This window comes from Deltaproteobacteria bacterium (assembly GCA_013151915.1).
Lineage (GTDB): Bacteria > BMS3Abin14 > BMS3Abin14 > BMS3Abin14 > BMS3Abin14 > BMS3ABIN14.
Map to the genome: position 1 here is coordinate 1 of JAADHJ010000043.1, position 10,051 is coordinate 10,051.

Here is a 10,051-nt window from a genome sequence, read left to right on the forward strand (position 1 = left end):
GAAAGCGAAAAGTGTCATTTTCACTTTCCTCACAAATCTTCGATTTGGGCGCCCTTAAGTGGGCGCATTGATGACTTTTTACAAAGTCATCCTTTATTAGGGTCGTAAAAAGTTCATTCATGGCTTTTTACTTAACGGAAAGCGAAAAGTGTCATTTTCACTTTCCTCACAAATCTTCGATTTGGGCGCCCTTAAGTGGGCGCATTGATGACTTTTTACAAAGTCATCACTTTTTACAAAGTCATCAACTCTAAGAGAGGTAGTGTCTATGGCTAAGGCGAAAATCATCGATGGGAAAGAGATTGCGGCCAGGGTTCTGACAGAGGTCAAAGTCGAGGTGGAGAGGTTCACCGCGTCCGCTGGGCGTCCCCCCGGCCTGGCCGTGGTCCTTGTAGGAGAGAACCCGGCCTCGGCTGTCTACGTTCGCATGAAGGTCAAGGACTGCGGTATTTGCGGTATCCGATCCTTTTCCCACCGTCTGCCGAAGCATGCCGACACGCGGGAGGTCCTCGATCTGATAGATACCCTCAACGGTGATAGCCACGTGGATGGTGTTCTCGTTCAGCTCCCGCTTCCGGATGAGATGGAAACCGCTTCCGTTCTGGACAGGATCGATCCGGCCAAGGATGTGGATGGATTTCATCCCGCTAATGTGGGCCGCCTGGTCCGTGGCGATTCCTCGGTTCTTAAATCATGCACACCCGCCGGGGTGATGCGTATGCTCGATGAGGCCGGGGTCGATCCTGAGGGAAAGCGGGCGGTGGTCATCGGCAGAAGCGATATTGTCGGCAAACCCATGGCGATGCTCCTGCTTCACCGCCACGCTACCGTAACCATCTGTCACTCACGGACGCCGGATCTGGCCGAAATAGTGGGGAAGGCGGATATTCTGGTAGCTGCGGTGGGAAGACCCTTGATGGTGAAAAAGGACTGGATCAAGAAGGGGGCCGCCGTCATTGATGTCGGCATGAACCAGCTTGTCCGGGAGAATGCCCCGGAGGTTTTTATGAGGGATCCCGGGCGGGTCAGGGACTTCGAAAACAAGGGATACACTCTGGTCGGTGACGTGTCGCCGGAGGCGGTGGAAGTGGCGGGATGGTACAGTCCGGTTCCAGGGGGGGTTGGCCCCATGACCCGTGCCATGCTCATGGCAAACACTATCCTGGCGGCCAAGTGGCGACTGGGGCATGGGTATTGAAGTATCGAAGTATCGAGGTATCGAAGTATGGAAGTACTCTGGACTCTGGCCTCTGGACTCTGGACTCCAGCCCTCAGGAACTTTGGATGAGGCTGAGATGAACCGGAACGATCTTCTGGAACTGTTGAGAAAAGTGTCGGCCGGGGATCTGGGTCCCGACTCGGCGCTGGAAGCCCTCGTCGATTTTCCGTCGGCCTGTCTGGGCTACGCGAGAATCGACACCCAGAGGCAGGTGCGCAGGGGTATTCCCGAAACGGTATATGGCGAGGGGAAAACACCAGGTCAGATAGAGGGCATTGTGGAAAAAATGGCCGAATCCGGCTCTCCTGTCCTGGTGACGCGGATCTCGGGTGAGGCAGCGGGAAAGGCTCTGGGCAGATGGCCCGCCGCCGCTTACGATGCCCTATCCCGAACTTTCGTTCTGGGTTCCCTCCCCGGGCAGGATGGTTCTCCTGTAATGGTAATGGCTGCGGGCACATCCGATCTTCCCGTCGCAGAGGAGGCCGCCCGTACGATTTCCTTTCTTGGCAGGGAGGTGATCCGGGCTTACGATGTGGGTGTGTCCGGCCTCCACCGACTGGCATCCTTCAGAAAAGAGATGGAAAGAGCGGGAGTGATCGTGGCTGTTGCGGGTATGGAAGGAGCCCTTCCGTCGGTGGTTGCCGGGCTTGTCTCGGTTCCCGTTATCGGGGTCCCTACCAGCATCGGATACGGTGCATCGTTTGGTGGGATAACCCCCCTGCTGACCATGTTGTCCTCATGCGCCTGCGGCTTGACAGTGGTGAATATCGACAATGGGTATGGAGCCGCGGTGGCGGCCCATTTTATCCTCGGTGCCAGGGATTCGAGGTAGCGAGGGGTCCAGACCCCACTTCGGTGTCCAACGTCCAATGTTGACGGACTCGCAAAAAGTCATAAATGGACTTTTACGGCCCTGTCAATGTACAACGTGGAAAACAGCTGGAACGTTGAACCCGTCTTCATCCTGCGGACTACGCCGCGGCATGCCTGGAACCTTGAACGAGGAACGTTGAACCTGATGAAAGAGATGTCGGCAGAGAAGATCCTCTACATAGACCCGTTCAGCGGTATTTCCGGAGACATGTTCCTCGCCGGGCTCCTTTCACTGGGTCTGCCGCCCCGGGTTCTCAAGGATGCCGTTGATGCCGTCATCCCCGGTGAGATCCGGTACGACATCGGTGACGTATCACGTGGAGGACTGGCCGGAACACGGTGTGAAGTAATCGTTGAAGGAGGTCCAGTCAGACGTTCCCTTGAGGAAATGATCACCCTGGTCCGGGAGGCCCAGCTTCCGGGTGAGATAAGGGCCGGAAGCGCAAGAGTGCTTGAATCACTGGGAAAGGCGGAAGGAAAAGCCCACGGGTCGGGAAGAGCCGTCCACCTTCACGAACTGGGCGGCCAAGATACCCTCGCCGATGTTGTGGGAGTGATGGCCGGCATTCATTACCTTGGGGTGGAGAGGATATTATCAGGACCGGTCAATGTGGGAGCCGGCTTTATCAATACGGAGCACGGGACCATGCCGGTTCCCGCCCCCGCAACGGCCTGTCTCCTGGAAGGGATTCCCGTCTTTTCCAAGGGGCCTTCGGTGGAGTTGACCACCCCCACGGGTGCGGCCCTGTTGCGTGAACTGGTGTCAGAGTACGGCCTCATGCCGCCCATGACCATAGATGCCACAGCCACAGGCGCCGGTGGACGGGACAATCCCGGTCTTCCCAATCTACTGAGAATTTTTTCCGGTCGACCGATGGACGTGTCACACGGTTCCGGAAGCGTCATGATAGAATGCGGTTTGGACGATGTCAGCCCCGAATACCTTGCGCCGCTGATCGGCGAACTCCATGAGGCCGGGGCTATGGAGGTACACGTAATATCGGCATATACCAAGAAAGGCAGGGTCGGAGTTCTTCTCCGCGTCCTGGTTCCATCCGAAGATAAGGAGAGGATGCTGGATGCCGTCCTGGAACGGTCAGGAAGCGCGGGTCTACGGTACTGGGACGTTGCCAGAAAGATTCTCCACAGAGAGGTGGTTCGGATTGATACGCCCCATGGCGAGGTGAGGGTCAAGCGATGGCTTTCACCCTCCGGTCGGTGGCGAGCTAAACCGGAGTTCGAGGACATCAATATGATTTCCCTCCGAACGGGAATCCCGTCGGGGGAGGTGCGCGAAAGGGCCATGGCCCTTTATTATCTGGAGTATGAGGATGGACAGAAAAAAGATTGAAAGAGGGATGAGGCTGATACTCGAAGGGATTGGAGAAAATCCGGACAGGCCCGGCCTCAAGGGTACGCCAAGACGGGCCGCTGATCTTTTCAGTGAGGTTTTCGCAGGCATCGATGTTGATGCCATGCAGTTTCTGGTCCCTGTTGAGGGGGAAACCCACGACGAGATGGTACTCGTCAAGGACATTTCCATGCATTCCATGTGTGAGCATCATCTGCTTCCCTTCATAGGTGTTGCCCATATCGCGTATATCCCGGAGGGGGGAAGGATTGTCGGCCTTTCGAAGATCGTAAGAGTCCTTGATACTTTTGCACGCCAACCACAGGTCCAGGAACGCCTGACAACACAGGTGGCCGAGGCGGTCATGAACGGTCTCCGCCCCAAGGGGGTTATGGTCGTCATCGAGGCCGAGCACATGTGCATGTCCATGCGTGGGGTGAATAAACCCAATTCCCGCACCGTTACCTCCGCCGTTCGGGGCTCCTTCAGAAGGGATGAAAGAACCCGCAGTGAGACGCTTTCACTTATCTACGGCAACCGGATAGGGTAGGGGACGTTATATCCCGGTGCTCATTTCCAGGATGAAACTGCGAGGATTTGTAATTGAAGATCAGCGAAATTCTGGCTAATAATAAGCCCTCCCTCTCTTTCGAGTTTTTTCCGCCCAAGAATCCTGAGAGCGAAAGTGTACTGGATGAAACGGTGGAGAAGCTCAGACGGTTCAATCCCGATTTCGTTTCGGTGACTTACGGCGCGGGGGGCAGCACGAAGGAAAAGTCCCTGCGTTGGACCACCAGCATTCAGGAGAAGTACGGCCTGAACGTCATGATGCATCTGACGTGCATCGCGTCGTCGCGCCGGGATATCCAGGCGGTCTGCCGCCGGTTGAGGATGGAGGGCATAGATAACATTCTTGCCCTCCGGGGAGACCCGCCGCGGGACCTCCCGGGGTACAGAATCCAGAAGGATTTTAAATTCGCCTACGAGCTGGTCGAATACCTCCGCGAGGCGGATGGTTTTTCCATCGGGGTTGCAGGTTATCCCGAAGGACATGTCGAGGCCGTGTCTGTCGACAGGGACATTGAAAACCTCAAGAGAAAGGTTGATGCCGGGGCGGACTTCATTATCACCCAGCTGTTTTTTGACAACAGGTACTTTTTTGATTTCATGGATCGTGCGACCGGGGCGCGCATTGAAATACCGGTTATTCCCGGGATAATGCCCATTACCAATCTCGGTCAGGTACAGAGGTTTACCGAGATGTGCGGCGCGACGGTGCCATGGGAGATAAAGAACAGGATAGATAACTCGGAAGACATCTTCCGGGTAGGGGTGGACCATGCCATAAAACAGTGCAACGAGTTGCTTGACTTTGGCGTCTCAGGCCTGCATTTCTACACATTAAACCGCAACCGTGCGACGGAAAAAATCCTGGCGGGGACAGGGAAATTCCTGGAGCGGGAATGACGGGGAGGAGGTAAAAAGTGAAAAAGGTTCTAATATTGTTGGTTTCAGCGATGGTGCTGCTGATCGATGTACCCGGCGTCCAGGCAATTAATTTGGGTGCGCCCGTGGGTTTCCTGGACCTGGGGAAGTCGTCCATTTCCGGTTCTGTTGGTTATGCGGAGTTGGACATCGCAGGACACAAGGTCACGAGCAAATCCTTCATGGGCAAGGGGATGATCGGTTTTTCCCCCAAGGTGACGCCCTATCTCAAGCTTGGATTTGCGGATATGTCGGTGGATGACTACGGTTTCAGCGGAAATCTCGGCTTCTCCTACGGGGGAGGCGTGGTTTTCAAGCTCTTTGCTCCGACGGATTCCGATTTTTCGCTGGACCTGGATACCCAGCTGCTCTGGTCAAACAGCAGTGAGGGGGGACAGAAGTTTGATCTGTTTCAGGAACAGCTTACCCTTCTTGGCATAGTCAAATCGGGGGGGACAACAGGATACGCCGGATTTGCCGTTGAGTTCATGACCCTGGATGGGCCGCCGGGCGGCCTGGACGAAAACGGCCGGGGTTTTCTGGTTTTCGGGATGGACTACTTCATGGATTTCAACTTTTATTTCAGTATGGAGGCTCACCTCTTCGGGGAGGACGCCGTCTCGGTTGGGGTAGGGTACAGATTTTAGGGTCCAGAGTCCATCCTTCGACAGGCTCAGGACAGGGGGTCCAGAGTCCAGGGTCCAGAGAGGGAAAAGCGGACGCGGCGACTCTTGGTTGTACCCTGTGTAACCCTGTGGTGTGACCTATAAGCCACGCCATCGGCGTGACTGTGGTGAATCAGCTTTGGAAGTGTTTGTTGTCGAAACAGGTTCTTAAAACCCGATTCACTGGAGACGATGTTATGAAATTTTTTCTCGATACCGCCAACCTTGACGAAATAACCTCAGCCATAAAAATGGGATTGATTGATGGAGTCACCACCAACCCCAGCCTTGTCGCAAGGGAAGGGCGGGAGTTCTGGCCCCTGGTTACCGAGATCTGCCGTGTCGTCGATGGACCGGTATCCCTTGAGACGGTCAGCCCTGATGCGGAGGGGATGCTGGAGGAAGCCAGGAAGCTTTCCTCCATCGGAGAGAATGTCGTTGTCAAGATCCCCATGACCCCTGAGGGGCTGAAGGCGGTCAGACTTTGCGGCCGAGAGGGTATTCGTACCAATGTAACCCTTGTTTTTTCTCCCTTGCAGGCCCTGTTGGCCGCCAAGGCGGGCGCATCCTTTATCAGCCCTTTCGTCGGGAGAATTGACGACGTGGGTAACTCCGGGATGGACGTTGTCGCGCAGATCATGCAGATCAAGGAAAATTTTGGATTCGAAAGCGAGATTATCGTTGCCAGTGTCCGCCATCCGGGCCATGTTCTCCAATCGGCCCTCATGGGGGCTGATATCGCCACCGTTCCGTTAAAGGTCATCCTCCAGCTCTTCAAGCATCCCCTGACGGACCTCGGGATTGAAAAGTTCCGCGCTGACTGGGAAAAGGTACCGAAGGAATGAGCCGTTTTTGGAACAACCGGTAAAATATGTTCGTATGCGTTTAACACGGAACACGGGAAATGGGAGGAGAGGATAGCTGATGGATGTTCCTGGGAGCTGTTATTACACCAGGGATCATCTCTGGGTTCGCCCTGCGGGTAATGAGGCCGAAATCGGTGTGACGGATTTCTACCAGGAGGAATTGGGAGATGTAATCCTTGTGGATCTGCCCGACGTGGAGGACGAGATCGAGATGACATCCTCCTTCGGTGTCCTGAAGTCAGACAAGGCTGTTGTCGATCTGACGGCCCCCGTCTCAGGGGAAATTGTGGAGGTTAATGCCGACCTGGTGGACAGCCCGGAGCTTGTCAATGAGGATCCTTACGGGGAAGGCTGGCTTCTTAAGATCGAGATATCGGAGCCCGGACAGATGGAATCCCTTATGACACCTGGGGAGTACGAAAGTTATATCGCTGATCTTGGTGGCGGGGAGGAGTAGTGGAAAATACTATTGTCAGGATGGTTGATGCCCGGGTCGAACTGTATGGTGAGAGGACCGTCATGGAACGCAAGGTCGAGGGTACCTGGCAGCCTGTCTCCTGGAAGGATCTGTCGAGGGCTTACCGCGAGGTGGCGCGCGGCCTCGCGTGCCTGGGTTTCGAGAGCGGCGATCGTGTAGCCATCCTCTCCGAAAATCGCCCGGAGTGGGTCTTTGCCGACCTCGGAATACTTGCCATCGGCGGGGTGGACGTTCCGCTCTATTGGACCCTCACACCCGCGCAACTCGAGTACATTCTCCTCGACTGCTCCGCAGGCGCCATCTTCGTATCCAGCGTTGAATATCTGGATAAGATTCTCAAGATAAGATCCGGTCTTCCCGAGCTGAGGATGATCGTCTGCTTCGATCCAGTGCCCGAGGACAGGCTTGGCGATGACGTTATCACCTTTGACGATCTGCTTGCCAGGGGCTGTGAGGCGATACCCGAACTCTGGGAGTCCCTCGGGAAGTCCATCGCTGAGGGGGAGGCCGACGACCTGGTGACGATCATCTACACATCCGGAACCACAGGTGAGCCCAAAGGGGCCATGCTGACCAACAACAACTTCCTTTCCAATGTACGGCAGATACTGGAAGTAATCCAGATCAAGAACACCGACACCTGTCTTTCCTTCCTTCCTCTATCCCACGTGTTCGAGAGACTGGCCTACTATCTGTTTCTGTACACGGGCGGCAAAATCGCCTATGCGGAAAGTATAGATCAGTTAATTCCCAATATGGGAGAGGTCAGGCCGACGATTCTCGTCAGCGTCCCCAGGGTTTACGAAAAAGCCTACGGGCGGATCCTCGACCGTGTAAGGGAAAGTTCCCTGTTGAAAAGGATCATCTTCGTAACATCTTTGAGTATCGGACAGGAGGTCAGCCGACGCCTGCAGCAGGGAAAGGACCTGAGCGGGTGGCTTCGCTTCCGGCAGCGGTTCGCCGACAGGCTTGTATTTTCCAGGCTCAGGCAGACCTTCGGCGGCCGGATCAGGCTCATGATCTCGGGTGGCGCTCCGCTTTCCAAACGGATCGCGGAGTTTTTCCACGCTGCGGGACTCATCATCCTGGAGGGCTACGGACTGACGGAAACATCTCCCGTCATATCCGCCAACGATCTGGAGAGGCTCAGGTTCGGTTCCGTGGGTCACCCCCTCCCGGGTGTGGAGGTCCGGATAGCGGATGACGGGGAAATCCAGGTCAGGGGGCCCAATGTGATGAAGGGCTACTTCAATCGGCCGTCTGACACGGCGGAGTCCATTGACCAGGATGGGTGGTTTTCAACGGGGGACCTCGGGCATATCGACCACGACGGATTTCTGGTCATCACGGGGCGAAAGAAGAACATCATCGTTACCGCCGGCGGAAAGAACGTTGCCCCTTCCCTAATTGAGAATGCCCTTTCCGCAGATAAGTTTATCAGTCAGGCCTTTGTCTTCGGTGATCGGCGGCAGTATATTTCGGCCCTTATAGTACCGGACTGGGACAGGATGGAGAACTACGCCAGGGAGCACAAGATAAAGTTCTCGTCACGCCGGGAGCTTTGCGACAATTCCGAAATCAAGGAGCTGTTGCAAGGGAGGATCGATTCCGCCCAGGTAGACCTGTCCCGGGTGGAGCAGGTCAAACGGTTCAAGATCATGGAAAGGGAATTTTCCCAGGATAAGGGCGAGGTGACTCCAACGATGAAGCTGAGGCGCAAGGTGATTACCAGCCGTTTCTGGAAGGACCTGGAATCGCTGTACGACGACTGAGCAAGGGGCGTCCCGTACGGAACACCGCTCCTGTCATTGCGAGCCTGAGTGAAACCGCCGGCGCGGCAATCTCGAAGGTCAAGAGCTAATTTATCACAGTGCAGCCCATCGAAGGCTGCTACACAGGGGTTACAAGAAGGGTCTCACAAAGGAGGGCTTGGGTTTTAAGCCGTAAGGCGCCAGTGCGATGGGTTTCTCGCAGAGGACACAGAGAACGCATCCCCTCCCCTGAACCGTTGTTTGCCCCTGTGTACCCTGCTAAACCCTGTGTCCTCTTGTGTTGATATTTTTTCTGAACCCTGCCTGCCGTGAGCAAGCAAAGCGCGTCGAACGGTGTTAAATAAGCTTTCCCATGTTCCGGAATTTATCCTATCCAGGCAATCATTTTCAGGATGAACCTGAGAAGAAAGCACTCTTATTTCTCGTATCTGTTGACAAACGAAGAACAAAACGGTGTTATAGAAAAACTTTCAGGGGGAGATATTCACTATAAGAACCGGGGGATGAAAGGAGCCGTTTCATGAAAAAGAGTTTTTTCGGATTACTGATCGTATCATTGGCCGTGACGCTGGGCGCAGGCACTGCCTTCGCCGGCGCTTTCCGGGTTCCCGAGTCGGGCGCCAAGGCCATGGGTATGGCCAACGCTTTCGTGGGGCAGGCCGACGACCCCTCCGCGGTCCATCATAATGTCGCCGGCATAACCGGTCTGGAGGGGATTCAGATCATGTGACAGGATTCACCAAGATTTCTCCCAGATCAGAATTCGAGGGCGTCGATGCCGAGGCGAAGGATTTTTATCCACCCTATTTCTTTTACACAAACCGGGTAAAGGAATCAGACTGGTGGGTGGGTTTCGGGATCAACACCCCCTTCGGACTGGGGACGGATTGGAAATCCGATGCGGGTTTCAATGTGACTTTTAGATCCTTGACACCCTTAAATCCTGTGGATGTTGTTACAGAGACCACCATTGAGATGGCAAAAATTGCGCCGGTGGTCGCTTACCGTGTAAACGACAGGTTTTCCATTGGATTCGGCCCCGAGTATTATCTTGTCAATAAAGTTGTCTACAAAGGCGGTTCTTCGGACGGTGCCGGCACCGGATGGAACTACTCCATGAAAGGTGACGGCCACGGTATCGGTTTCACACTGGGCGGTCTCTACCAGGCCAGCGACGCACTCAGGGTAGGTCTTGCCTGGCACAGTGGAGTGACCGCGAAGCTCTCCGGTACAGCTTCCTTATTTCCCGATTCTTCAGGCGTGCCCTATTCAGGCAAGGCATCGGTGGACTTGCATCTTCCCGACACGATGGCCCTTGGTATTTCCTATCTTGTAACTGATG

At 55.1% G+C, this 10,051-nt stretch carries 11 protein-coding genes; all 11 read left to right on the forward strand.

Annotated features, from left to right (window positions below; translation table 11 throughout):
* Positions 1-268: 268 nt before the first annotated feature.
* Entirely contained in the window at positions 269-1,198 is a 930-nt protein-coding gene (gene folD / locus GXP52_08200; GenBank protein ID NOY87264.1) for a bifunctional methylenetetrahydrofolate dehydrogenase/methenyltetrahydrofolate cyclohydrolase FolD, read from the forward strand.
* A 97-nt stretch (positions 1,199-1,295) separates the two neighbouring features.
* Entirely contained in the window at positions 1,296-2,051 is a 756-nt protein-coding gene (gene larB, locus GXP52_08205) for a nickel pincer cofactor biosynthesis protein LarB (protein NOY87265.1), read from the forward strand.
* 186 nt (positions 2,052-2,237) lie between these two features.
* A complete protein-coding gene (larC, locus tag GXP52_08210; protein NOY87266.1) occupies positions 2,238-3,443 on the forward strand; it encodes a nickel pincer cofactor biosynthesis protein LarC in 1,206 nt (401 codons plus the stop codon).
* A complete protein-coding gene (gene folE, locus GXP52_08215) occupies positions 3,424-3,993 on the forward strand; it encodes a GTP cyclohydrolase I FolE (GenBank protein NOY87267.1) in 570 nt (189 codons plus the stop codon). Before larC ends, folE begins: the two co-directional genes overlap by 20 nt.
* Positions 3,994-4,046: 53 nt before the next feature.
* Positions 4,047-4,910 carry a methylenetetrahydrofolate reductase [NAD(P)H] gene (gene metF, locus GXP52_08220; GenBank protein ID NOY87268.1) on the forward strand — a complete coding sequence of 288 codons (864 nt, stop codon included), beginning with the start codon at positions 4,047-4,049 and terminating at the stop codon, positions 4,908-4,910.
* A 17-nt stretch (positions 4,911-4,927) separates the two neighbouring features.
* Positions 4,928-5,575, forward strand: coding sequence for a hypothetical protein (locus GXP52_08225; protein NOY87269.1), 648 nt, complete (start codon positions 4,928-4,930; stop codon positions 5,573-5,575).
* Positions 5,576-5,790: 215 nt separating this feature from the next.
* Entirely contained in the window at positions 5,791-6,438 is a 648-nt protein-coding gene (fsa, locus tag GXP52_08230) for a fructose-6-phosphate aldolase (protein NOY87270.1), read from the forward strand.
* Positions 6,439-6,517: 79 nt separating this feature from the next.
* Complete coding sequence (gcvH, locus tag GXP52_08235; GenBank protein NOY87271.1) at positions 6,518-6,916, forward strand: glycine cleavage system protein GcvH; 399 nt, start codon at positions 6,518-6,520, stop codon at positions 6,914-6,916.
* Complete coding sequence (locus GXP52_08240) at positions 6,916-8,709, forward strand: long-chain fatty acid--CoA ligase (GenBank protein ID NOY87272.1); 1,794 nt, start codon at positions 6,916-6,918, stop codon at positions 8,707-8,709. The genes gcvH and GXP52_08240 overlap by 1 nt, the downstream gene beginning before the upstream one ends.
* 520 nt (positions 8,710-9,229) lie before the next feature.
* Positions 9,230-9,439 (forward strand): hypothetical protein, encoded by a 210-nt coding sequence (locus GXP52_08245; GenBank protein NOY87273.1) that lies wholly within the window; start codon positions 9,230-9,232, stop codon positions 9,437-9,439.
* Positions 9,436-10,051 (forward strand): hypothetical protein (locus GXP52_08250; protein NOY87274.1); only part of this gene is annotated, 616 nt, incomplete at its 3' end. The genes GXP52_08245 and GXP52_08250, both read left to right, overlap by 4 nt.

Excerpts from the sequence above, each read along its gene's own strand:
- gcvH (NOY87271.1), top strand. The coding sequence starts at position 6,518 with ATGGATGTTCCTGGGAGCTGTTATTACACCAGGGATCATCTCTGGGTT.
- larB (NOY87265.1), top strand. The coding sequence starts at position 1,296 with ATGAACCGGAACGATCTTCTGGAACTGTTGAGAAAAGTGTCGGCCGGG.
- fsa (NOY87270.1), top strand. The coding sequence starts at position 5,791 with ATGAAATTTTTTCTCGATACCGCCAACCTTGACGAAATAACCTCAGCC.
- GXP52_08245 (NOY87273.1), top strand. The coding sequence starts at position 9,230 with ATGAAAAAGAGTTTTTTCGGATTACTGATCGTATCATTGGCCGTGACG.
- larC (NOY87266.1), top strand. The coding sequence starts at position 2,238 with ATGAAAGAGATGTCGGCAGAGAAGATCCTCTACATAGACCCGTTCAGC.
- folE (NOY87267.1), top strand. The coding sequence starts at position 3,424 with ATGGACAGAAAAAAGATTGAAAGAGGGATGAGGCTGATACTCGAAGGG.
- folD (NOY87264.1), top strand. The coding sequence starts at position 269 with ATGGCTAAGGCGAAAATCATCGATGGGAAAGAGATTGCGGCCAGGGTT.